At 39.8% G+C, this 24,674-nt stretch carries 16 protein-coding genes; all 16 read right to left on the bottom strand.

Going from position 1 to position 24,674, the window contains the following annotated elements; all coding sequences use genetic code 11:
- Nucleotides 1-7: 7 nt before the first annotated feature.
- A complete protein-coding gene (locus IAG46_RS13215) occupies nucleotides 8-3,154 on the bottom strand; it encodes a DUF5107 domain-containing protein (protein ID WP_190810816.1) in 3,147 nt (1,048 codons plus the stop codon).
- A 20-nt stretch (nucleotides 3,155-3,174) separates the two neighbouring features.
- Nucleotides 3,175-4,047, bottom strand: a complete 873-nt coding sequence (locus IAG46_RS13210; protein ID WP_190810815.1) for an endonuclease/exonuclease/phosphatase family protein — start codon at nucleotides 4,045-4,047, stop codon at nucleotides 3,175-3,177.
- Nucleotides 4,048-4,109: 62 nt separating this feature from the next.
- Nucleotides 4,110-7,424 (bottom strand): VCBS repeat-containing protein, encoded by a 3,315-nt coding sequence (locus tag IAG46_RS13205; RefSeq protein ID WP_223826682.1) that lies wholly within the window; start codon nucleotides 7,422-7,424, stop codon nucleotides 4,110-4,112.
- Nucleotides 7,425-7,557: 133 nt separating this feature from the next.
- On the bottom strand, nucleotides 7,558-9,132 hold the full coding sequence (locus IAG46_RS13200; protein WP_190810814.1) for a SusD/RagB family nutrient-binding outer membrane lipoprotein: 1,575 nt from the start codon (nucleotides 9,130-9,132) through the stop codon (nucleotides 7,558-7,560).
- 33 nt (nucleotides 9,133-9,165) lie between these two features.
- Nucleotides 9,166-12,534, bottom strand: coding sequence for a SusC/RagA family TonB-linked outer membrane protein (locus IAG46_RS13195; RefSeq protein WP_223826681.1), 3,369 nt, complete (start codon nucleotides 12,532-12,534; stop codon nucleotides 9,166-9,168).
- A 142-nt stretch (nucleotides 12,535-12,676) separates the two neighbouring features.
- Nucleotides 12,677-13,708, bottom strand: coding sequence for a FecR family protein (locus IAG46_RS13190; protein WP_190810813.1), 1,032 nt, complete (start codon nucleotides 13,706-13,708; stop codon nucleotides 12,677-12,679).
- Nucleotides 13,709-13,964: 256 nt separating this feature from the next.
- Nucleotides 13,965-14,597: an RNA polymerase sigma factor gene (locus IAG46_RS13185; RefSeq protein WP_190810812.1), complete on the bottom strand. Its 633-nt coding sequence runs from the start codon at nucleotides 14,595-14,597 to the stop codon at nucleotides 13,965-13,967.
- A gap of 220 nt (nucleotides 14,598-14,817) precedes the next feature.
- Entirely contained in the window at nucleotides 14,818-15,996 is a 1,179-nt protein-coding gene (locus tag IAG46_RS13180; RefSeq protein ID WP_190810811.1) for a Gfo/Idh/MocA family protein, read from the bottom strand.
- A gap of 3 nt (nucleotides 15,997-15,999) precedes the next feature.
- The gene (locus IAG46_RS13175; RefSeq protein ID WP_190810810.1) at nucleotides 16,000-17,331 is read right to left on the bottom strand and encodes a Gfo/Idh/MocA family protein; all 1,332 of its coding nucleotides are present in this window, start codon (nucleotides 17,329-17,331) and stop codon (nucleotides 16,000-16,002) included.
- A gap of 11 nt (nucleotides 17,332-17,342) precedes the next feature.
- Nucleotides 17,343-18,677, bottom strand: coding sequence for a DUF1080 domain-containing protein (locus IAG46_RS13170; protein WP_223826707.1), 1,335 nt, complete (start codon nucleotides 18,675-18,677; stop codon nucleotides 17,343-17,345).
- A 76-nt stretch (nucleotides 18,678-18,753) separates the two neighbouring features.
- On the bottom strand, nucleotides 18,754-20,058 hold the full coding sequence (locus IAG46_RS13165) for a TRAP transporter large permease (protein ID WP_190810808.1): 1,305 nt from the start codon (nucleotides 20,056-20,058) through the stop codon (nucleotides 18,754-18,756).
- A complete protein-coding gene (locus tag IAG46_RS13160) occupies nucleotides 20,058-20,522 on the bottom strand; it encodes a TRAP transporter small permease (RefSeq protein WP_190810807.1) in 465 nt (154 codons plus the stop codon). The genes IAG46_RS13165 and IAG46_RS13160 overlap by 1 nt, the downstream gene beginning before the upstream one ends.
- A 2-nt stretch (nucleotides 20,523-20,524) precedes the next feature.
- Nucleotides 20,525-21,508 (bottom strand): TRAP transporter substrate-binding protein, encoded by a 984-nt coding sequence (locus IAG46_RS13155; protein WP_190810806.1) that lies wholly within the window; start codon nucleotides 21,506-21,508, stop codon nucleotides 20,525-20,527.
- A 1-nt stretch (nucleotide 21,509) separates the two neighbouring features.
- A complete protein-coding gene (locus tag IAG46_RS13150) occupies nucleotides 21,510-22,178 on the bottom strand; it encodes a bifunctional 4-hydroxy-2-oxoglutarate aldolase/2-dehydro-3-deoxy-phosphogluconate aldolase (RefSeq protein WP_190810805.1) in 669 nt (222 codons plus the stop codon).
- A gap of 11 nt (nucleotides 22,179-22,189) precedes the next feature.
- A complete protein-coding gene (locus IAG46_RS13145) occupies nucleotides 22,190-23,230 on the bottom strand; it encodes a sugar kinase (RefSeq protein ID WP_190810804.1) in 1,041 nt (346 codons plus the stop codon).
- 6 nt (nucleotides 23,231-23,236) lie between these two features.
- Nucleotides 23,237-24,643: a glucuronate isomerase gene (uxaC, locus tag IAG46_RS13140; RefSeq protein ID WP_190810803.1), complete on the bottom strand. Its 1,407-nt coding sequence runs from the start codon at nucleotides 24,641-24,643 to the stop codon at nucleotides 23,237-23,239.
- Nucleotides 24,644-24,674 lie beyond the last annotated feature (31 nt).

Here is a 24,674-nt window from a genome sequence, read left to right as displayed (position 1 = left end):
AAAACAATTATTTATTCGAACTATATTTTAAGATATCCATCAATCGCGAATCGATATTTTTTGATTCCGATATAGATGCAGCCTTGTTCAATTCCTTGTTATAGATAGCCAATACTAACGCGGCATTTGAGTTTTCTCCTGACATATTCTTGAGTTTCGACAACAATTCTTCTTTCTTGCTGTTCTTTTTCAATTTGTCAAGAGACAATAACTTGAAAAGCGTATTTGTGCTTGCCATATTGTTGTTTTTATAATTGGCTACAAGCTCAAAATGTGTGTTCGCTTCATTTTGTTTACCCAGTTTTTCATTACATAGTCCTAACAAGTAGTTTGACAATCTATCATCAGGATTATAGGGAGTTCCCACTCCCAAATTTTCTGGCCAAGCTTTTGATGCTTCTAGAAGTTTAGCCGCCTCGTCAAACTGATTTTTATCCATATACTGTTTTGCCAAATAAATATGGGCCGCATTATATATGTTTTTGCTTTCCGAAGCGTGTTCGAATGGAAGAATATTCAAACTCCCCAGCACAGCAATTGCTTTTGAGTAATTGCCCGTAGCAACCAAACCTTTGGTATAACTTAATCCAACATTATAGTTGCCATCAAATTTTTTAACCGCCTTTTTTCCAACTGCGGTCGCTTCTTGATTTTTATCATTTTCCAGATAAAATAGGATGAGATCATCCCAATTTTTCCAATAGTTTTTATTCAAATCCAAAGCGGTATTGTAATCCTTTAATTTACTTTCATAGGAAGCGTTGTTTAAAGCTTTCGCCCTAAATTTGTAAAAGGCGTCGTTGTCAGGTAGATCTCCACATTGCTTCAAAAGGGTCTTTGCTTTATTCTTTAGTCCTACTGCCAAATAGTTCTGCGCCAAATAATATTTAAACTTCCAATCCTTGTTTTTGGAAACGATCCACTCAAGAGTTGGCACCATTTCTTGACGGTACGGAAATACAAAATTGGGTGACCCCTTTGCCATTTCTTCAATCAAGGAAGCACTCTTGGCTACATTCTTCTTGTCTAATAAATGGGCTAAAAGCATTTTAGATTTGCTATCATCGGTGTTTACATTCAATAATTCAATTGCTGTCTCCTCTTGTCCCAAATTCAAATATGCCAACGCCAGTTCCAGTACCGACTCACTCCCAAATTCATTCTGAACCTGTTTTAAAATGGAATTTGGCGTTCCTCCATCAAATTGTATTTTCTCGAATGCAGCGAAATGGTTTATTGGGCTGATTTTGGAAACTTTTTCGAGTTGTTTGGTAAACGCCTCCTTATTATTTGTGTTTCTGAAAGCCACCAATAAAACCTGTCTTGCGTTTAGGTTAAATTTATTATAGGCCAAGGCTTTTTTGGCATATTCTGTGGCCTTTTTGACATTGTCCCCATGAAGATATATCTCTGCCATTTGCGCATAGGCAACGGAACGATATTGAATGGACCTTGCGGCCCAACCTAGGTGTTCCAGCGCATTAAGGGCATCGTTTTGAGCCCAATATGAGATACCCACCATATAATTGGCTGCGGGATTGTAAGTGTCGAGCTGCAATACGGTGTTGGCATGGCCCAATGCTTTTGCATATTGTGTTTTTCTGTATTCAGCTTCCGCCAAAAGTATCAAAGCTCTTGGATGAGTTGTATCCAGTTTCAACAATTCTGATAGTTTTTTATCAGCCAAATCATATTCGCGATATTTCATGGCCTCCGAAGCTTCATGGTACAGTTTTTCAATATCAGACGCCTTTATTTCCGGATTATACACGAAATCTCTTTTGAGTAAAGTCTTATTTACAGAAGTGTAGTGTAGTTTGTCCTTCCCTAAAAAGATTTCCAATTTATCGGCATCCTTACATGCAAAGGTTTTTTCAAAAACCTGCATGGGAACCATTTCTAAATTTTCAGTAGAAACTTCTTCTCCATTGATAACAACTTGTAATGGTTCATTAAATGCCTGAAGGGCATTGATTCCCAGAGTAGCATTGTCCCCATTACGCTCCACATTTAACACCCCATATTCAGATGCAGCCTCCATTCCACCAATTTCCTTAATGGGAAACCAGAGTTCTTGCCATGAATCCATTACATAGGGGTCAAAATTAGCTTGTGAAACTGGGTTTTCTGCCCCTGGAAAATATTGATTAAACAATCGTCCTGCTTGAAACTCGATATACTGACCGTCGGTATCCGTAAGCAAGTCTTCCCATATACCGCCAGATCTTGAGAGTGCCCAAAGCCATAACTTCTGCCCTGGCATTTCTTCGTAAGGCGATAAATGTCCAAATCCAACATTGCTATCATGGTAGTATCCACCAAAATAGTTTTTATAGTCTCCGACGATGTGATAGGATTTTGATGGACCAAAATTATTGTTCTTGTACATGGACAAGTCTCTTCCTTTGTCATCAATGGGCCATTTTTGCCATGTTCCGTTATGCTCCAAATACCCATTTCCGGGGATAAAGAATTCCAAATCATCGGTAGCAGGTGCTGCACCCGTCATCCAATTGTAGTACGATTGGTTTAAAGGTGTGCCATTATACCACGAAGCATTGGTTTCAAAATAGGCTTTGTCATTTTCAAGTCTGATCTCTACTTGCCAATAGGTTCTGCTTGGCAAATCTAGATTCCCCACTATACAACTTACACTGCCGTCGTCATTTGTTTTTGTAGCGTAATCAACTGGAGTTGCCGTTGAAGGGTGGTGGCCTATTATTCCGAAATTGAATTCTATCCCACCAGAAGTCCAAGGTCCCCTCATCGAGATATTTCGGAATTTGACTACCTCGTTGCGATACAAAAATTCGTTGCCGGTGCTTTTCTCGATTGCCCCCCATACTTTACCTCCAATCTCAGGTAATACATACACCTCAATGTAATCGTTCTCCAGCTTGACAACCTTCCAACCTTTTTTTTGGGCGGTATGAGAATATCCTTCAAACTTAAAGTATGGGAATATTTTTGGGTTCTCTGTCAAAATCGGCACTGGATTTGGGGTTCCAAAGCCATAAGTGTCCAACTGTCTTACTTCTTCGGTAATGGTAGCTGACTGTGACAGTAATAAACAAGGCAAAAAAAGTAGTATTGCCAGTACACTGTACATTTTTGAGGTTAACAAACCCATGGTCTGTTCTAATTGCGTTCTCATTTAATAATTGGTTTAAATTGTCATTTTGTTGAAATCAATTCCAAACTCATCAGTAGAGGCAGATGGTCCGAAGCCACGGATTCTTGTACGGCACGGACATCGACAACCTTCCATCTATTTTTTGGTCTTGGAAGTATGTAATCAATTTGTATTCTGGGTTCTGTTACTGGAACTGTAAATAGATCCTTGCCCAAACTTTCATAGCTCCAACCTTTTTCTTCAAGAAGCTGGATAGGTTCGGACTTTGGGGTTACATTTAAGTCACCTGTTAAAATAGCCAGGGGTACCTGCTCAGTGAAAAAAGCCTGTTCTATAACTTCAACACTTGCCTTTCTCGCTACTTTGGAACCAATGGTCTCCAAATAGTCAAAGTGTGTGTTTACAAACCTTATTTTTTCTTCTTTTCCGGATTGTTGTGATATATCTATATCGACACACATGGCCTCGTATCTACTGCTACTCGCACTTGGAATGGAGATATTTCCCATATATTTCATAGGATGTTTGGATAGAATGGCATCGCCATAAAACAACTGGGATTCTGGAACGGGAATTCCCAACAACCGATAGAGGTTTGGTGGTTCTATTTCGGTGGAAGCGCCAAAGACACCTTCCATACCCGTCAAGGCTGCAAGTTCGGCCACCATGGTTGAATCACTCACTTCTTGCAGTCCAACAATATCAGGTTGAAGTTTATTAATTACACTGGCTATACGCTGAATGTCTTTGGCCGAATCCATTCCCACACCATAATGAATGTTGTAGCTGAGCACTTTGATGATTGTTTTTTCTCCTTTTCCGGATTGGCCACAGGAGAACATAAATACACTCATCAAAACCAGCATTAGCATCAGCTTTCTGCGTTTTTGATTTTCCATCAAAACAAAATTCATTTCGTATTGGTTTTCAGTTCTGAACGAACTTTCTGGTTGTTATTATACTGCTGAGCAGTGGGTTATTTATGCAAAGTATAGACTTCAACTGGGGCATTATTTTTGACGAAAACCACAATTTTGTTATCGCCCTCCAAACTCAAAAGAGCCAAATCACGGACTTCACCGTCAACATTTAACCCGCTCCCTGCTGCATCCGTACCCGTGAAACTTCCTTTTCCATCACCCAAAAGTAAAGTTCCCTTACTGGCATCATACCTTCCATATTTTACCCTTGTACCAAAAAAGTTTCCTCCTAAAAGAACATCTTTGTGACCATCTCCATTGAAATCTTCGGAAAGAATTCCATAAACTGGGGATAATTGTGCTTCCTTAGGCAATTCGGTTAACTGAAATTGATTATTACCTAAATTTTCCAAGTACCCGCTTTTGAAATTCTTTGCCTGTAACATTATGCTATTTTCCAATTCTTGGGCCGAAAAAATATCTGTGATCTTTTCGTTTGCATAATCTTCGTAGCTCACATATTTATTTTTTAGTCCATTCAATTGGTCGACCAAATCATCTTTAGAGAAAACTGGAAATTCTTCTCCCATAGTATAGGCACAGAGTATAGGGTCCAATGACCCATTATTGTCAAAATCTTTTACGTACAATGAAACGGGTTCTGAAATTGAAGCTTTTAGCTGTGAGTTCAAACCAAAATTTCCGAGAACAAAATCCATGTCGCCATCGGCATCAAAATCGTCGGCTATGATACTATTCCAAAGTCCTTCTGAATTTTTGGTGCCACTTGCTTCACTTATTTCGTTCAGTTTGTTTTCAGAATTGATGAATATTCTGATAGGCATCCATTCACCCACTACTATAAGATCTAGCTGATCATCTGAATTAAAATCTGTCCAAACAGCATCTGTAACCAGTCCAGGGTTCTCCAAATCTGGATTTATCTCACTGGTTTTATCTTCAAAATTGCCATGGCCATCATTAATCAAAATGTAACTTCTTGGTGATGTCGGGTATTCTCCCGGAACCAGCCTTCCTCCAACAAACAAGTCTAAATTTCCATCATTATCAAAATCGCCAGAAAGTACGCATGAACCACTGGTCAACATTTGTGGCAGTGCATCAGCCTTTTTTCTAAAATTACCTTTCCCGTTATTAATATAAATCCTGTCTTGTAGTTCAGTGTCGTTTTTGTCAAAGGCATTACCTCCACTTACAACATAAAGATCAAGGTCTCCGTCTTTATCTGCATCAAAAAATTCTGCTCCAATGTCCTCTGAATTGATATCTTCTGATAGGAAATTGTTGTTCTGAGCTACAAAATCACCACTCTTGTTTTGCAGGAATATTTGTCCCAGACTTCCTTTTGCCCCTCCAATAAAAATATCATCAAGTCCATCGCCATTGATATCTCCTTGGGTGATTTTTGGTCCCTGCGTTGACAATTGATGAGGCAACAAACGTTCTCTTTTAAAATCATTATACTCATTTTCAACATGTTGATAGGGTATAAGACTATCTGTTACGGAAGCAAAGAAAGAACCTGATTCTTCACTTATTTTACTTTGCAGAATTGTAACAGCGTCACTGTTTGAAAGCTCTTGTATAGTATTTGCTTTAATGTTTTGCAACACCTGAACCTTACCATCGGGCCAATTGATTTTCAATTTTTGTATCACCGTGTCTTTTCCAAGTCCAAAAATGAGATTATAGGGCATTGAGGATTGGTATCCTCTGCTAGGCATCATTTCTTGGACCATGGTATTCCCATTATGTTCTAATTTTATTTTGGCACCAATTCCAAATTTGTTTCGCTCACTACCCTTAAGTTTTATTTTCAGGTAGTTGTTATTCTTGATCAGTTCACTGTTATTTCTATATACAAATGCTTTTTCATCAATATTGTTCACGATAAGGTCAAGGTCACCATCATTATCTAAATCGCCATATGCCGCACCATTTGAAAGTGATTTTTGGTCCAATCCCCATTCAGTGTTCATTTTGTCAAAGGTCAAATCGCCATTGTTGTGGTACATATAGTTTTCCACAACTGCGGATGGTATATTTTCCAATAGTTCGGAAATAGCCGTGCGCTGACCGGTCTTGTTTTCATTCAATTTTTCTTGGACCGCGTAGTTGATGAAGTCCATATTGGTATAGTCACGTTTATACCCATTGGTAATGTAGACGTCTTTATATCCATCATTGTCAAAATCGGCAATCAACGAGGCCCAGCTCCAATCGGTATTTGAAATACCTGAAAGCTGCCCTATCTCAGAGAATGAATTACCCTGATTGTTCAGTTGCATCATGTTCCGCATGGTTTGATTGTGGAAACCCGATTTCTCCAAAAGACTATGTTTCTCGTAATTGTCCGGTCCGGAAACCATTTTTTGCCTGTAGTTATCTTCGGGCAACATATCCAAAGTGATGATATCGGTATAGCCATCATTATTGACGTCAGCGATATCACTTCCCATGGAAAAAAGTGATGTGTGACCCAAATAGTTTTCCAAACTTTCGGTAAACGTTCCATCTTGATTGTTTAGATAGAGATAATCTTGTTCGTTGTAGTCATTGGACACATACATGTCCAACCATCCATCATTGTTCAGGTCGGAAACGGAGATACCCAATCCAAATCCTAGCACATTAGAGATAAGTCCAACTTCTTCGCTCACATCTTCAAAGTATCCGTTCTCGTTTTTATAGAGTTTATCGGAATATGCGCTGTTCTTGCGATTTTTCAATTTGTATGTGATACGATCAAATCCGGCATATTCTTGGGTAGAATGGTTCAATACATAAAGATCCAGGTCACCATCGTTATCATAGTCAAAAAATGAAGCTTGTGTGGTATATCCTGAATCGTCTACACCAAACTCCCTGGACTTCTCGGTAAAAGTTAAATCGCCGTTGTTGATAAATAGTAGGTTCTTTCTCTTGTTTGGATCCTTGGCAGCAGACCGGCATACATAAATGTCCAATAGTCCATCGGCATTTACATCGGCCATGGCCGTACCGGTATTCCATAATCCTTCAGCAAATACTCCCGCCTTTTTTGCAATTTCCTTAAATTTAAAATTACCTTGATTGAGATAAAGGTGACTCCCCACCATATTGCCGGTAAAATAAATATCCAACAACCCATCGTTATTGATATCGCCAATGGCAACGCCTCCTCCATTGTAGAGATAACCGTACTCCAACACATTGAACTGCTCCGTTTCTTGAAGCCTATTCATGAAATTAATACCAGTGGCATTAGAATCTAGTTGTGTGAACATAGTATCGGGTTGACTATTTTCACAGGACAGCTGGATAACCACCAGCAATAGCAATACAAACGCTTTAACAAGGGTATTTTTCATATCTATAAATAGGGTAATACTATGTTATCCCAGCAGTTGAATCTTTGTTGGGCAAGAACAATACAAGAGAAAAAAAATACCAATGCTAAAAATCACATTGGTATTTTCACTACTTAAACCTAACTCAAACTATTTATTTTTTATCCCACCATACTTTGGTGTTGTTTTTATCGCCTCCTGACATTTCAGGAAGAGCAATAGCAGCACTAACAGCATCGCCATTGGTATCGAACTCACTTTGAACATAGACCATTCTTCTCATGATCTCATCTACCCCAACATCGGGGTTTTGTGATTCAACTCTAGCGTATTGTTTTGGATAACCTGTTCTTCTAAGTTCAGCCCAAGCTTCCCATCCGTTAGGATATATAGCAATCCATTTCTGGGTAATAATTTGCTCCAGTTGTCTTTCTGCTCCACCACCTGCGTCAAATGCAATAGGAATATCAGTAACAGGTGTAGTACCTGCATCATAAAGTACTGGAACATTTGCACTGGTGATGTATGCATCAATAGCTGCGCCATCGGCCCCAGTTTTCTGGGTCATGGAAGCTCTGATACCATCTTCATAAAGACTTTGAGCTGTTCCACCCATTGACCATCCTGCAAGAGCACCTTCAGCTCTTAAAAAGAACATTTCGGCGGCATTCATGATTTCATACGGTGGATTTTCACCTCCTTTAGCCACATCGATAAACTTGGTAGCCAAATCGGAATGTCCTGCATTCTTACTAGTTTCCAAAGAAACTCTGGTCTGGCCATTTAAAAGGCCTTCATAAGGAATACCATCTCCATCAGAATCTCCATCAACGGCAGGTGCAAAGTACTCAGGCATACGTGGATCATCATATCCTTTAAGGATACTTTCCATGGTAGCACTCATACGGAATTCACCCCAATCTGTAATGGTTTCCAATGGATTTCTATTGGTATCATCAACAGATACGAAAGCATTATCCGCATTGTCAGTAATTACTCCCGCATTTATAGCTTTTTCAGCTTCAGCCTGCGCTCTTCCAGGATCAGCAAACCTGATTCGCATAGCCAATCGTAAACGAAGACTATTGGCAAATTTCAACCATTGAGCAGCACTACCTCCATATATCCTATCTCCTGATGTGTATGATGATCCGCCTGCATTTGCTTGCAGCTTAGCGACCGCGTCATCCAAAGTCACAAAAAAGTCATTGTACATAGATTCTTGAGAGTCATAAGGAACCGAAAGTTCTCCATTACCAAAAGCGGAGTAAGGAACAGGGCCCCAATAATCGGTTATCCTATGATAGGCATGAACCCTCCATATCTTTGCCAAGGCATTGCCAACATCATTACCATCCGCTTCAGATAAATCTTCCACTAGTTTAATTTGAGGTGCTGCTTGGCCGTAAAAAGAACCCCAGGCCAAATCTGCCCATCTACCTACTTGTACGTAACGATCAGAATCGAATCCAGAGGCAGTTGTAGCAAAATACTGGCACCAGATATCAGAAAACAAATTCTGTGAGATCTGGAAACGCCAATGCAAACCATTAACCGATACATACTGTGCTTGCGCAAAAACCTGTCCCTGTAAAAGATTATTTCCTGGGAGCGCATCTTGAGTTAAATCGAGAGGGTTAGTATTGGTGTCCGCAAAATCACTGGTACAGCCCGCAAGCAGTATACTCAATGAACTTAAATAACAAATTTTTCTAATTAATTTTTTCATGTCTTTTTCTTTTAAATTTACAACTTTTTTAATTTAGAATCCTACTTTTAGGTTAAGACCTAAACTTCTTGTAGCCGGAGGGGCAAATGAACTGAATCCATCAACATTAACACCCGTCCCAGTTGTTATTTCCGGATCGACAGTTGCATTATTTGAAAAGAAAAACAAGTTTCTTCCCACTAAGGATATTTTTGCAGATTTAATTGGAGTTTTATCCAAGAAAGTTTGTGGAAGTTTATATCCAAAGGTCATCTCTCGCATTCTAATATTGGATGCGTCCTCAACAAAGGCCTCACCTGCTGGGGAATTTCTTCCGCCAATTTGCCCCCAAAATGCTTCTGCAGTAACCTGAGTGGTATTCGGCGTGCCATCGGCATTCACCACTTCAAAATTCGGGAATACGTTTTGGCCAAATACCAGGGAACCATCTCTGCCCGGTAAGGTTCTAGCCAAGGCTCCATCGGAAGCCAAAATGGCATTGGTAAATGTACCTACAGACCCCCCCTGACGAATATCAACCAAGAAACTAAAGCTAAAGTTTTTGTAGTCAAAACTATTAAAAATCCCTCCGAGCCAATCTGGGTTAAAGTTACCAATCAAAACGCTTTGTCCCGTAGTAACTTGAGGTAAACCATCAGCGGTAACCAATACTCGGCCCTGGGCATCACGCTCAAAACCTCTGGAATAAACATTTCCCCAAGGATCTCCCACATTCAGTTCAAACCTTCTAAAGAAATCACCTCCAAAACTTAAGGTTTCCAATCCTTCGGCTAACTCAAGTACCTCACTGTCATTTTTGGTGAAGTTAGCAGTAATGTTCCAATTGAAATCTGCGGTACGTATTGGATTTGCGGTAATAATAATCTCAACACCTTTGTTTTGAATATCAGCACCATTGACAAATCTAGTCACAGAACCTGAGGCCTGAGGAACCTGCTGTCCGAACAACTGATCAATACTATTCGACTTATAATAGTTGAAGTCAATACCTAATCGGCTATCCAAGAATCGTGCATCAAACCCAAGTTCAATTGATTCTGTTCTTTCTGGGCGCAAGTCTGCATTAGGAAGTTGAGGAGAAAGCTGTATGAACCCTCCAGGTTGAAGCAAAGCTCCTCTTACCAACTGAAATGGATTTGTGTCATTACCAACCTCCGCATAGTTTGCCTTCAACTTTAAGAAGGAAATAGCTTCTGGCAAGTCCATCAAATCAGAAAGTACGGCACTTACTCCAACAGAATAATAATCAAACCTATTTTCATCTACAGGAAGCGTAGAGCTCCAATCACTTCTATATGTCAAGTCCAAAAACAATGCGTCCTTATAAGAACCCTGACCATTAGCATATAATGAGTTGACCTCTAACTGCTGTAAAAGTTGACTTGCTGTTAAATTTTGAGCATTGCTGATGGCAAAAATATTGGGTGCATTTAACCCTCCATTGCTAGTCGCAACGGACTTACTATTGGCCTGCCTATGGTTTCCTCCAAGGTTTACGTTAAAGGCAAAGTCATCATTGATTTGTTTATTATAACTTAAAAGAAAATCAGTATTCCATTCTAACGAATTAGAATTATTTGTCTGATATTGACCATTATCTGCTATGATATAGGAATCATTAAAATCCCTATCTTCTCTAGAGGCGGAAGTTTGATCAACAGCAGTTCTTACCAACAGATCCAAATCATCTGTCAAGTGATAGGTCAAGTTTAAGTATCCCAAGACTCTGTTGGTAATAATCTCGTTTAAGTTTCTATTGATTGTCCAATACGGATTCGCTCCTCCATTATTCCCCGGATCCCAATAGTTCTGTCTTGCATTGCCATTAGCATCCACATATTCAAAAACCTGAAGATCCTGTGTTCTAACATTACGAGGTATTCTATACGCATGTCTTAATGGATTGGCGAAGGATTCACCAGTGTCCAATTGATTGTCAACATTGGTCCTTATGTAATTGATTCTAGCACTTAAATCCAATTTACCTTCAATAATCTCATTGTCAATTTTGAAGTTGGCATTATGCCTATTCAATTCATTTCCTTTAACTATACCTTTTCTGTCATCGTAGGTATATCCAAAGAATGTCCGCACCCTTTCATTACCTGAACGTACGGAAACATTATAAGCTTGGTTAAATCCTGTTTCAAAGAAATCTTCTACATTATCTGGCTGTGCATTAAATGGCAATTGACCTGTGATATCTGGACTTGGAGACCAGTTTGCTACTGAGCCACCACCAAGGGCTGGACCGAATGATAACAGTGAAGCAGGATTATATGTGCCACTGCTACCTTGACCAAATTGGTTTTGGTAATCAAACATAACGTTTGCAGTCTCGGCTGTAGTTGTTGCACTAAAGTCTATTGAAAAACCACCTGCAGTTCCTGATTTTGTAGTAATGATAATAACACCGTTGTTTGCACGAGCTCCGTAAAGTGCTGCAGCATTTGCACCTTTAAGAACGTTTATAGAGGCTACATCATCTGGGCTGATATCTGCGATATCTCCACCTAATGGCACACCATCTACAACATACAAGGCCTGGCTACTTCCTGCAATGGAACGGTTACCTCTTAACACTACTTTTGAAGCACCACTTACACCATTACCTGACCTTTGAATGGAAAGTCCTGCAACTCTACCTGAAAGGCTATTTACCAAGTTTTGCTGTGGTCTTGCTTCATCAATACCATCGGTTTCAACAGTTTGGGTGGCATAGGTAAGTGACTTTTTTTCTCGCTTAATACCTAACGCTGTAACCACAACTTCGTCCAATTGACTTGCATCTTCTTGCAATACAACATCAATAGTGCTAGAAGCTCCAACAGTAATGCTTTGTGATAACATTCCTAAATAAGAGAATACTAAAACGGAGCCTTCGGATACTTCAATAGTATAATTTCCATCAAAATCTGTTTGTGTACCATTACTAGTTCCTTGTTCTAAAATACTTACTCCTGGTAATGGTCCGCCATCTGAGGCAGCGGTCACTGTTCCCGTAACTGTTTTTTGTACTACTTCTTTTTCCACGATTGCCGGAATTTCTTTTTCCGGTCTTGGAGTAACAGCAATTGTACTGTTTATTCTCCTAAAGTTTAAAGAAGTTTCTTTACTTATTTGCTCCAACAAGTCATACACAGAGTGTGACCCTTGGGCAATAAGAAATTTTGTTTTTCTGTTCACGTCTTTCTCATCATAATTGAATTTGAAAGCTGACTGGTTCTCGATTTCTTCAAAGACATCCAAGACCTTTACTTGCCGAACGGATTCCCACTCGAGGTAGATGTCTTTCATACTTTGCGTATACCCTTCGTTTGCCATGGCAAAGTAGCAGAATATTACTTGCAAAATAAATATCCTAGAGAGCATAGCGATTGTTTTAGATAGTTTAAATTTCATACTTTTACATCGGTTTAGTTGATATTCTTTAATTGAACTTTTGATGATAAGTTTGTCTCCATCGAAAGTGCCATTTTCTTTGGAGCAAACTTGTTTTTTACGGGTAATTCTTCATTTTCATATGTTTAAGTGTTAGTAGTTTTTATTTAAAAATTATTTTTACTGCTCTTTCGTTTTCCTCATCAATTTCAAACGAGAACTTTTCAACGAATGCTATTCTTTCCAAGACGCTTTCCAAACTTTCACTAGGAAATTCTCCAGTATATGTTATTGGTCTGTTCAAATTTTTGACGGTAATGTCCACATCATACCAGTTCTCCAAAGCTTCCTCTATCTCATCAAAGCCGGCAGCTTTGAATACCAGAATCCTTTTGGTCCACTTATAAAAATCCATATCATCATACGCTGATATGTCCAACTGCCCATCCGCAGCATCATATACTGCCCTACCCCCTGTATCATTTATGATTTCAACGTCTTCGTTCTTAGAAACCGCTGTCACAGAGATTTTACCAGTCACCAGTCCAACCTCAACCTTCTTTCCTTTGTGGGCTTTGATATTAAATGAGGTTCCCAGAGCTTTGGTCACCAATCCATTCGAGTTTACTAGGAAGGGTTTTGTGGAATCTTTCTTCACTTCAAAAAAAGCTTCCCCATTCAAAAAGATTTCTCGTACTCCGGTAAATTGTGATGCGTAGGATACGCTACTGTTGTTATTTAAAAATACGGTTGACCCATCTGGTAATGTAATTCTGGATTTTTGTCCTTTGAAGTTTTCTTTTACAATATATCTGATGGAACTAAAAACGGGTTCCAGCTCAGTGGAAGTTGAAGCGCGGTGTCCAAAAGATAAGGCTATCATCAATAATGCACAGGCCGCTGCTTGAAATGCGATGGTATGCAATCCCATCTTTTTAATCCCAGAAACAGGCTTTCTTTTTCCAAGAATGGATTTTAATAGTTCTCCTTGGTCTTTATCATCGACCTCATTGTTAGAATGAAATTTAAGGGAGAGTATGATCTCCTTAGCTGCCAATACAGTATTTCTTTTCGTAGGATTCGCGGCAAGCCATTTTTTCCAAAAAAAGTGGGAAGCCGGGTTTGGTTTCAACACCCAGTTTCTAAACTCTGGGTCTGTTAGAAAATCTTCCAATTCATATTCGTGGTAATCCATACGTCGGCCTCTGTTATACATAAGACATTAAAAATTGATAAATGACATCAAAAAAAATTGCTTTTCTTCTAAAAAAGTAAAATCTACATTGATGTATCCGTTATGATAGCTGCAAAAATCGGAATAATTGGCAATTCATGAATATGAATTCTATTCCTTTTTTTCTAATATGGTTGTCTTGAGAAAAAATGGTGGTGTGGTATACAGATTAAAACAATACGCCTAAAAAGTGTTGGGGACATTCGTATCGTCTATGTTACGATATCTGTGCTTTCTTTTTTAACTCGGAAAGTGATCTATAAATAAGATTTCTTGCGGCTCGCACACTCGAAAATCCCATTACATCCTTAATTTGTGCATACGAAAGTCCGTTGTAGTAGAAGTAGTAAATGGCCTCTCGCTGTCTTCTCGTTAATTTATTTAAAGCTTCCTGCATCAACTTAATCTGATCTTGACGAAATTGCCGGCTAATTAAAACACTCTCATGAGAAGGGGTCAAAAGAAATCCATGTGAGTTTGAAGAGTAGTTCAACCTCATATTTTTCTTCTGTTTCTTTTGTTCTGTAATTATTTTATTTCGATAACATTTAATAAGAAAAGCCTTAACCGAAATTACCTTATGTAGCTTATTGCGTTTCTTTCTAATGTTTATAAAAGTCTCTTGAAGTGTATCTTTCAATAAGTCTTGATCACCTGAAAATTGTCTTCCAAGATTGTACAAGGTCTGAAAATAGTGATTGTAGATTTTAACAAATGCAGATTCGCTCCCATCGCAGAACAACTTCCATTCCGAGGCAGGGTCGAACTCAAACGATTTCGTGATTTTTCCTAAATCGCCCCTCTCGTCATCCTTATTAATATCTGATAAAAGCTCAGTAAATGATGACATTATCGCAAAAATTAGTTTAGTTAGTTAATCACAATATATAAAAAATTTCTTATGATCGTATTTTTTTCAATTGGAAGAACTCTCAATTTGTTTCATTTTGAAGAATACTATCTGTCAAATATTCAACTTGTTTCTTCAGCTAATAATTGTTATTCTAATGCAAAAAAGCTCGACTTATAGTTAAGTTTTTATAATCACTCGCATTTTGCCATTAATGACCTCATATCAACCCTTCTGTCCAACCGATTACTTTTCCGGTATAAATTGCATCAAGACCCATTTGCACACAAATAGCTGCTTTTGCCCCACTAATAACATTAGATTTTGGCATTGTGCTGCTCAAAATACTGTCTCTGAAATCCAGCAGTGCCTGTTTACTAGGATCCAAATGTTCCACTTCAATGGGAACGCCCTTATCTTGATCCCATTTGATGGTGGCGCCAGAAACCCCATCAACCTCGCCCAACTCTTTTGATTTTTCCTTTTTTTCCGGATAGAACCAGGCCTTTGTATAGTCAACAGTAATAGTTCCCTTATCTCCTAGCACCTTAATTTGGTAATCGTCTTTTGAGTTACTGGTCAAACAAGTGAATTTTGCTCTAACCCCATTGGGATAGGTATAGATCATATGGACGTTGTCGAAGGTTTCACGACCATCTTTCCAGTAATCAATACCTCCATCTCCAACCACTTTGGTTGGAACTGCATCCAACATCCAATTGCAAAAATCCAGTTGATGGGAACAAAGCTCGGCTAGCAAACCTCCTGAGAATTCCTTGTACATACGCCAATTGATAGCCCTCTCAAGTTCTGGACTTGGAACTGGTCTTCGCCAATTCCCATTTCGGTTCCATTGGCATTCAATAGCGGTTATCTTGCCTATTTTTCCATTTTGGATTAAATCAACTACATGTGTGTACAACCTAGAACTATGGTATTGGTGTCCAGTTTGGAAAATATTTTTTGAGTTTGAAGCTTTTTCGACCATACTTTTAATGGCAGCATATCCCTTTACCATAGTCTTTTCGCAATACACATGTTTCCCAGAATTAAGGGCGTCAAGGGCGATGTGCGAATGCTCGCTAAATGGCGTGGCAATCAGAACAGCATCTACATTTTTATCAGCCAAAAGGGCTTTATAGTCTGAATATTCCCTTGCTTTGCCCTCAACCTTCTCCATTGCATTTTCCAATCTGAAGGGCAACACATCGCAACAGGCCGTCACCTCTAATCCTTCTATTTTATTGATTATTGGAATAAGTCCCCCACCACGGTCACCTGTGCCGATAACACCAATGGTAATCGTTTTGCTCTTTGAAGGATATAACACTCCCGCATTCATTGCAGATACTCCTGCAACAGCCATCCCAGTTCTAGCAACAAAATCTCTTCGTTTCATTTTTTATAGTTTAGGCTCCCAACCTTTTGCATATTCCCTTTTCCAATTCTTCTTCATAACGGCATCGTCATTGAGCACTTTTCCTGTTTTAGAATCAATTTCCAAAGAGTGTCCCGCATCTTGGGCCATATTACCCAAATGGCACAACATGGTAGAAATGCTGGCATCGTTAATATCAGATTTTAAAGATTCATCTTTTCTAATGGCATTGAAAAAATTACCCACGTGATCTACGTCCAATCCACCAATTCCTTGAGTGTTGGTTGTGGCACTTTGGGTTTTTTCAAATTCCAATTTAATCGGATTACCTGCAAGGTCATATAATTTATAAAAATTTCTACTGAGTTCGATACTCCCTTTGCTTCCGTAAATGGTCACTCCCCTGCCTGGGCGTTCTGGCTTCATGATGCCTCTACTATGCCCGGACCAAGTGATGAACTTATTTCCTGGAAAGAAATAGGTAACTTGTTGATTGTCTACAAATTCCCAATCATCATTATACGTATATTTTCCTCCAAAAGAAGTAACAGTTGCTGGTAGATCCACTCCTAGTGCCCAACGACAAATGTCAATTTCGTGGGTGCCATTGTTATGAATCTCCCCTGTTCCCCAAGTGCGGAACCAATGCCAATTATAGGGATGGACATTATCACGATAATTTTCCCGTGGTGCCGGTCCCTGCCAAAGATCCCAATCCAAGGTTTTGGGTATACTAATCTCATTTCCTTTTCCAATGGAACCTCTATTATTGGAATAATAAGCCTCTCCTTTGTACACTTCTCCTATAACTCCATTTCGAATATCCTCAATCGCTTGAGCGGAGGTTCTAGCCGAACGTTGTTGATTACCCATCTGCACTTTTTTGCCATACTTATTCTGGGCCGCAACAAGTAATTCGTTTTCATGAGGGTTGTGGCTACATGGTTTTTCAACATACACGTGTTTTCCCGCCTGCATGGCCATAATGGACATAGGGGCATGCCAGTGCTCTGGCGTGGCTATAAAAACCGCATCCACATCTTTATCCTCCAAAATTTTTCGGAAATCTTTTTCAACTTTAGGTACATATCCAATGTTTTCTTGACACCATGTGTTGTGCTCTTCAATAATGGTATCATCTACATCGCAGCTATATAAAATCTTGGCATTGAGGTCTTGATGGATTGCAATACAATGCGCCTTGGCACGACTTCGCACTCCAATCACAGCTACCCCTAAACGGTCGTTTGCTCCTAAAAGGCTGGAATATCCGGTATTGGGCATCAGTATGCCCCCCACTGTCAAACCTGCTGCTCCAGCAGTTGTTTTTTTGATAAAATTTCTTCTTGTACCCATTATATTTAGGTTTAAAGTTGTTTGATTTTAATATTTCTGAACGCTACTCTATCTCCGTGATCTTGTAACAAAATGTTTCCCTTATCCGCTTCACCAAACTTCGGCCAAGTCACATATTTACTCTCAGAAACCAATTTTCTATATGCTTCACTTTTGCGTTCATATTCCAATACTTTGATTCCATTCAGCCAATGTTCCACATGATTATTGTTCGAAATAATATGGGCCGTATTCCATTCACCAATCGGTTTTACATATTTGGTAGTGTCAGCTTGAATGAGGTCATAAAGTGATGCAAGCGTTCTACTTCCCTCATGGTTGCCCAGTTTGGCATCGGGATGGCGCTCATCGTCCAAAATTTGGAATTCGAGCCCGATGGATGAACCTGCTCCTTTGTTCAAGTCGGTATTCACATAATATTTGATTCCACTGTTAGCACCTTCGGTAATCTTGAATTCCAATTTTAATTCAAAATTGTCATATTGATCTTGTGTAACGATATCGCCACCAGCTTCTGATTCTCCACCCCCAGAAGCGAGAACGGTCAATTCTCCGTTTTCAACCTTCCATCCTGTTTCTGGAAAATGATCCAATTTTGCACCTCGCCATCCTTGCGTTGTCTCTCCGTCCCAAAGCATTTTCCAACCAGCTTTTTCCTCATGTTCGGTAAGTCTGTTTTTAGTGATTACGGGTTGCAATGGTGATTTAATGCTGTACTTTTCCAAATCCTCAGTAAGCATTCGGATGTTCTTCCAGCGTATCTCGGTTCCCGCTTTTTGCTTTTCACCTATGCTGTGCACCTGTAATCCAATAAATCCTGAAACCGTGGCATCATCAATAAGATAGGCCGCCGGAATCCCATTTATCCAAGTTTTAATGGTGTCGCCGATAGCTTCGATGCGGTAGTGATTCCATTCATTTTGTTTGAATGCTTTTTGACCAGCTTCATTCTTGGACAGTGGATTCAACCAACCTCTACGCCCTTCATCATAGATGCCAGCACTCCAAGCACGGTCAGATGGGTCAATCTCCACTTGATAACCGTGTACGCGCCCGTTATGATAGCCAGGAATACTATTGCTTCGAATTTGTATGCCTGAGTTCATCGTGGAATCCACCAAATACTCCAAATCCAAAATAAAATCACTATACATTTTATCTGAAGTCAGGAACGTGTTCGGAGTGTTATGCACTGTTTTGCCCACTATAGCTTCATCATCCACTACGTATTCGGCATTACCTCCTTTTATCGTCCATCCATTAAGGGTTTCTCCATCAAAAATGGAGACCCATGGGGTATTATCCTTTGGTTTTTGGTTGCAACCGACTGTAATGGCCAAAACCAAAATTATGGATCCCCTACAAAGGGCTTTTTGTTTATTCTTCACTTTTCTACAGTTTAAATTATTCATGTTCTTTTCGTTATAAATCGAATAAATTGGGTAACCACATTGTCAGCTGTGGGATATAGGTTATTAAAAATAAGGCCACAATCATGGCCAGAAATAAAGGCAACAACGGTTTTATTACTTTTTGAATTGAGGTTTTTGCCACTCCGACCCCTACAAAAAGTACAGATCCCACCGGAGGGGTACATAGTCCAATGCAGAGATTCAAAATCATTATGATTCCAAAATGAACGGGGTCTATTCCGAGTTTGGCAACCACAGGTAAAAAAATTGGTGTGAATATGAGGACAGCAGGGGTAATATCCATAAAGATTCCCACAAAAAGCAGTATGGCATTGATGATCAATAGGACCACAAATTTGTTGTCGCTAATTCCCAACAAAACATCACTAGTAGCTTGAGGTATATTTTCATAGGACATAGCCCATGACATACTGATAGATGCTGCAATCAACAACATTACAATCGCTGTGGTAAGTGACGACTCCAATAGGATGTTGGGTAAGTTTTTAAATGAAATTTCTCTATACACAAAGCCTAAAAGCAAGGAATAGAGAACCGCGATAGCTGAAGCTTCTGTGGCTGTAAATATGCCCGCGACGATTCCACCAATGACAATAAATAGCAATAACAAACTAGGAAATGCACTAATAAAAGTCTTTATTATCTCAGAAATCCCAATACTTCCTTTTTGGGTTTTGCTGGCATACCCTTTTCTTTTTGCCCATATCAAAGCCACAATCATTAAAAAGAGTCCGGTAAGAATTCCTGGAATGTATCCGGCCAGAAACAGCGCTGCAATGGAAACACCTCCACTTGCCAATGAATAGACAATTAGGATATTGCTAGGCGGAATAACCAAACCGGTAGTTGCTGATGTAATGTTTACCGCAGCACCGAATTCTTTTGAATATCCTTCTTTTTCCATTTCCGGTCCCAGGATACTTCCCATAGCTGATGCCGATGCCATAGCTGATCCTGCAATGGCCCCCATCAACATAGCGGCAACAATATTGATCAGTGCAAGACCTCCCGGAAGTGCACCCACCAAAGTTTTGGCAAAAGCGATTAGTCTATGTGCCATTCCGCCCTTGTTCATCAAGTTTCCTGCTAGAATGAAAAAAGGAATCGCTAGGAGCGCAAAACTGTCCAAACCGGCTCCCATTCTTTGTGCGATTGTTGTTGTTGCCGATAAAAAGGGAATGCTCACCAACATCGTCAACAAAGCCGAAACAGCAATGCTCCAAGCGACTGGTGTACCAATTGCTAGCAAGCCCAGAAAACTTATTATCAATACTAAAACCGGAATGTATTCCATTAGGCCATAGGTTTTAAAATATCTGAAACCTTGTAGTACACTATCAACAGCCCACTTATCGGAATTACAAAGTAAACGTATGCTAATGGTATTTGGAGGGCTGGCGATAGTTGTTCCAAAACATAGGTGACATATACCAACCTACTACCACCAACGATCATTGCTGTCAAAGCAAATAATATCACAACCAGTTTAACCGTAATCGATAATTTTCTCTGAGTTTCCTTACTGAATTTCTGCGGCAGCACATCAATGGCCACATGCATGTCCTTGCCAGCCGCATATGCAGCTCCAAGAATTCCCACCCAAATCATCAGGTAGCGAGCCAGCTCATCGGTAAACGAGCTTGGTGTGCCAATAACGAATCGTGTGAATACCTGCCATAACACATTCAAAACCATTGCAGACATAATGATGATCAATGCGATACCCAACACTTTATCTATTGTTTTTCTAATTTCCATTCTCAGTTCACAGCTCTTATTTGTTGAATCATGGCATATAGTTTTTCGTCACTTTGGTATTTCGCATACAATTTGTCCGTTCGTTCAGAAAAAGGAATTTTATCTGGTCGTATAATTTGTACTCCCGATTTCTGAATGGCATCTAATGCTTCGGTCTCGGCTTCTGCCCATAATTCTCTTTGGTAGATAACCGATGCATCCACTGCTTGTTGAAGCCAGTTTTGCTCTTCTTTGGTAAGCCTATCCCAAAATTGGGTGCCAACAATCACCACATCCGGAGAAAAAGTATGTTCATTGAGTGAATAATACTTGCAGATTTCGTAGTGTTTGGATAGATAAAAACTTGGTGGATTGTTCTCAGCTCCATCTACCACGCCTTGTTGTAGTGAGGTATATAATTCCCCCCATGAAATAGGTGTGGGCGAACCGCCAAAACCTCGTACCATTTCCATGGCGGTAACACTGGGCATTACCCTAATTTTTTGTCCTTTTAGATCATCAGGATGTTCCACCATTTTTTCTTTGGTGTAGAAGCTTCGACTGCCAGCGTCGTAAAATCCAAGGCCTTTTAACCAATATTTTTTACCATCATTCAATAGTTCCTGTCCGATAGGCCCATCAAATACCTTGAAAGAATGCGCTCTATCTCTAAAGAGATAGGGAAGTCCCAAAACCTTCGTCTTTGGCGCAAAATTTTCAAGTGTAGCTGCTGAAACCTTGGTCATGTCCAAGCTACCAATCTGCAACAATTCCATAATTTGCCGTTCGGTACCCAATTGTTGGTTGGGGTATATCTCAACAGAAAGTTTTCCGTTAGAAAGTTGGACCAAATCTTCTCCCATTTTTACCAAAGCCTTATGCACAGAATGGTTTACATCCAGACCATGGGCCAATTTAATGGTCTTTGAAGTCCCAATGTTTTTGCATCCCCATAGAAGGAACGCAAAAGTTATAAGAAATAGGTATTTAGTCTTCTTCTCAATCATCTTATTCCCTCAATTTCTTTATAAGGTCAAGTGTTTCCTTAACCTTTTTTTGAAGGCCTTTATAATCTTCATTGGCAATAATCTCTTTTGAAATCAACTTTGAACCCATTCCTACGCAGGTTACCCCAGCATCAAACCAAGCTTTTAGATTATCTTCATCGGTACTTACTCCTCCCGTTGGCATAATATTCGTCCAAGGTTGTGGCGCTCTTACAGCCTTTACAAATCCAGGTCCATAGATTGAACCAGGAAAAAGTTTGACAATCTCACATCCCAACTCTTCAGCCTGTGCAATCTCTGTTAGTGAACCACAACCCGGCGACCACAATACTTTTCTTCGGTTACAAACCTTGGCAATATCTTCTCTGAATACCGGTGTAACCACAAAATTGGCTCCCAATTGCATATATAAAGAGGCTGCGCCTGCATCGGTGATGGAACCCACACCCAAAATCATTCCCTGCAGCTCACTATGTGCATACTTGACCAACTCTCCGAAAATCTCGAAGGCAAAATCCCCGCGCGCTGTAAATTCCATCAACCTTGCCCCTCCGTCATAACATGCTTTGAGCACTTTTTTTGCAACGGAGACATCGGAATGATAAAATAGTGGTACCATCCCTGTTTCTTTCATTGCGCTTGCTACTTCCAATCGTGAAAACTGTGCCATTTTTATCTTATTTATCTGGAGACTCTGCCCGAGGCATCTCCACCCATTAATTTTTCAACTTCTTCAACAGTAACCAAGTTTGCATCTCCTTTTATAGTATGTTTTAAACAGGATGCAGCCACTGCAAAATCCAATGCATTTTGATCATCACCAGGATAAGTCAACAATCCATAGATCAATCCTCCCATAAAGGAATCCCCTCCACCTACGCGGTCTACAATGTGCGTAATCTGATATTGACGAGTGTCGTACATTTTCTTGCCATCATAAAGTACTCCCGCCCATGTGTTGTGTGATGCAGAAATGGAACCCCTTAAGGTGGTAATCACTTTTTTTGCGTTGGGGAACTTTTCCATCATCTGTTTGCATACCGACAAAAAGGCTTCAGCTTTTACCTCATGTCCCTGGGTAGTAATATCTAATCCTTTTGGTTTTATGCCAAAGTGCATCTCGGCATCTTCTTCATTGCCCAAAATGATATCGCAATAGGATGTAAGTTCGGTCATTATCTTTTCTCGATCACCACCATATTTCCAAAGCTTTTTACGGTAATTCAGGTCAGTGGAAATAGTAATTCCCATTTTTTTTGCCGTTTTTACAGCTTCGAGACAGGCATCGGCAGCACCTTGAGAAATTGCAGGGGTAATTCCCGTCCAATGAAACCACTGCGCTCCGCTGAACACCTTTTCCCAATCAATCATTCCGGGTTCTATTTCTGCTATTGCAGAATGCGCCCTATCGTACACTACTTTGCTACCTCGGCTAACGGCTCCGGTCTCCAGAAAATAGATTCCCAACCTGTCGCCACCATAAATAATATTGTCTGTGTTGACCCCACGTTTGCGCATTTCCATTTTTGCGCATTCTCCCAAATCATTTTTGGGTAATCGGGTAACAAAATCAACAGGGATGCCATAATTGGCCAAAGAAACGGCCACATTGGATTCCCCTCCTCCATATACAACATCGAATTGGCTGGCCTGAGAGAATCTTAAGAATCCTGGAGGGGATAATCGCAACATAATTTCACCGAAGGTGACTACTTTTTTCATTTTTTATCAGTTTTTAAAGTCGAAATATTCCTTTGCGTTAAAGTAACAAATATCTCGAATGGTCTTGCCGATCAGATCCATATCATTGGGCAATTCACCATTTTTTATTTCTTCCCCGAATAGATTACACAGTACACGCCTAAAATATTCATGCCGTGGAAATGACAAAAAGCTACGTGAGTCAGTCAGCATTCCAACAAAACAGCTAATCAGTCCTGCATTGGACAAGGCATTCAACTGTTGGGTGATGCCATCTTTCTGATCCAAAAACCACCATCCAGAACCGTATTGTACCTTCCCTTTGACGGAGCCATCATTAAAATTGCCTGTCATGGCTGCAAAGACCTCGTTATCCGCTGGATTGGAATTGTATAAAATAGTCTTGGTCAATTTGTTTTTTGAATCCAACGCATCCAAAAAACGGGATAGGTTTCTAGCTTGTGAAAAATCACCGATGGAATCCCAACCCGTGTCGGGACCCAAGGTCTTCAACATTCGCGTATTGTTGTTTCGCAAAGGGCCTAAATGAAATTGTTGCACCCATCCATATTCGTTATAGGTTTCGCAAAGGAACAACAACAGTGAGGTCTCAAATTGCTTGACTTCTTTTTGATCAAGCTGTTTTCCGCTTCTTTTTTTTGCAAAAACGTTCGAAACCTGAGTTGATGTTGTAGGTTCGAAAGGAATGTTTTCCAAACCATGATCTGATAAAGCGCAGCCATTTGCATCAAAATAAGCAATTCGTTTAGCCAACGCCTCACACAAATCATCATATGAGTTTATTTGCACGTCAGCCACTTCGGCCAACGAATCTATGTACGCATTGTAATCCTCGGAGCCTATCAGTATGGCTTTATCAGGTCTAAAAGATGTCCCCATTAGTAAATCAGTTCCTTCGGATGCCATTTTTTGATGGTGCTCCAATGTATCTGTGGGGTCTTCTGTGGTGCAAACCACTTCCACTTTCATTTTGGAAAGCAATGACCTGCATGAAAAACTTCTTGATCTTAATTGTTTGCTGGTCAAATCATATACCTCTTGCGCGTTATTTTCATTCAATAGGTCGAATACATCAAAATATCGGGCCAGTTCTAAGTGGGTCCAGTGGTACAATGGATTTCTGATTGTTTGTGGAACCGTTCTGGCCCAAGCTTGGAATTTCTCTTCGTCCGAAGCGGTTCCAGTAATAAATTTCTCTTGGACACCAACGGTTCGCATCGCTCTCCATTTATAATGATCTCCTTCAATCCATGCTTCAGTAATATTGCTGAAAACACGATCGGTTGCAATGTCTTTTGGTGAAAGATGGCAGTGATAATCTATTATAGGTAGTTCTTTGGCATAGTTATGATAGAGTTCTTCCGCAAAGTTATTTTGCAATAAAAAATCCTTATGTATAAATGATTTTCCCATCTATCTTTTCTCGATTCTTATTTTTCCAACT

Origin of the sequence: Flagellimonas sp. S3867, assembly GCF_014698935.1 — a bacterium.
GTDB lineage: Bacteria > Bacteroidota > Bacteroidia > Flavobacteriales > Flavobacteriaceae > Flagellimonas.
Note: the sequence above shows the minus strand (reverse complement) of the source record. Positions and strands in the feature narration are given on the sequence as shown.

Excerpts from the sequence above, each read along its gene's own strand:
- IAG46_RS13215 (WP_190810816.1), bottom strand. The coding sequence starts at position 3,154 with ATGAGAACGCAATTAGAACAGACCATGGGTTTGTTAACCTCAAAAATG.
- IAG46_RS13210 (WP_190810815.1), bottom strand. The coding sequence starts at position 4,047 with ATGAATTTTGTTTTGATGGAAAATCAAAAACGCAGAAAGCTGATGCTA.
- IAG46_RS13205 (WP_223826682.1), bottom strand. The coding sequence starts at position 7,424 with ATGAAAAATACCCTTGTTAAAGCGTTTGTATTGCTATTGCTGGTGGTT.
- IAG46_RS13200 (WP_190810814.1), bottom strand. The coding sequence starts at position 9,132 with ATGAAAAAATTAATTAGAAAAATTTGTTATTTAAGTTCATTGAGTATA.
- IAG46_RS13195 (WP_223826681.1), bottom strand. The coding sequence starts at position 12,534 with ATGAAATTTAAACTATCTAAAACAATCGCTATGCTCTCTAGGATATTT.
- IAG46_RS13190 (WP_190810813.1), bottom strand. The coding sequence starts at position 13,708 with ATGGATTACCACGAATATGAATTGGAAGATTTTCTAACAGACCCAGAG.
- IAG46_RS13185 (WP_190810812.1), bottom strand. The coding sequence starts at position 14,597 with ATGTCATCATTTACTGAGCTTTTATCAGATATTAATAAGGATGACGAG.
- IAG46_RS13180 (WP_190810811.1), bottom strand. The coding sequence starts at position 15,996 with ATGAAACGAAGAGATTTTGTTGCTAGAACTGGGATGGCTGTTGCAGGA.
- IAG46_RS13175 (WP_190810810.1), bottom strand. The coding sequence starts at position 17,331 with ATGGGTACAAGAAGAAATTTTATCAAAAAAACAACTGCTGGAGCAGCA.
- IAG46_RS13165 (WP_190810808.1), bottom strand. The coding sequence starts at position 20,058 with ATGGAATACATTCCGGTTTTAGTATTGATAATAAGTTTTCTGGGCTTG.
- IAG46_RS13160 (WP_190810807.1), bottom strand. The coding sequence starts at position 20,522 with ATGGAAATTAGAAAAACAATAGATAAAGTGTTGGGTATCGCATTGATC.
- IAG46_RS13155 (WP_190810806.1), bottom strand. The coding sequence starts at position 21,508 with ATGATTGAGAAGAAGACTAAATACCTATTTCTTATAACTTTTGCGTTC.
- IAG46_RS13150 (WP_190810805.1), bottom strand. The coding sequence starts at position 22,178 with ATGGCACAGTTTTCACGATTGGAAGTAGCAAGCGCAATGAAAGAAACA.
- IAG46_RS13145 (WP_190810804.1), bottom strand. The coding sequence starts at position 23,230 with ATGAAAAAAGTAGTCACCTTCGGTGAAATTATGTTGCGATTATCCCCT.
- uxaC (WP_190810803.1), bottom strand. The coding sequence starts at position 24,643 with ATGGGAAAATCATTTATACATAAGGATTTTTTATTGCAAAATAACTTT.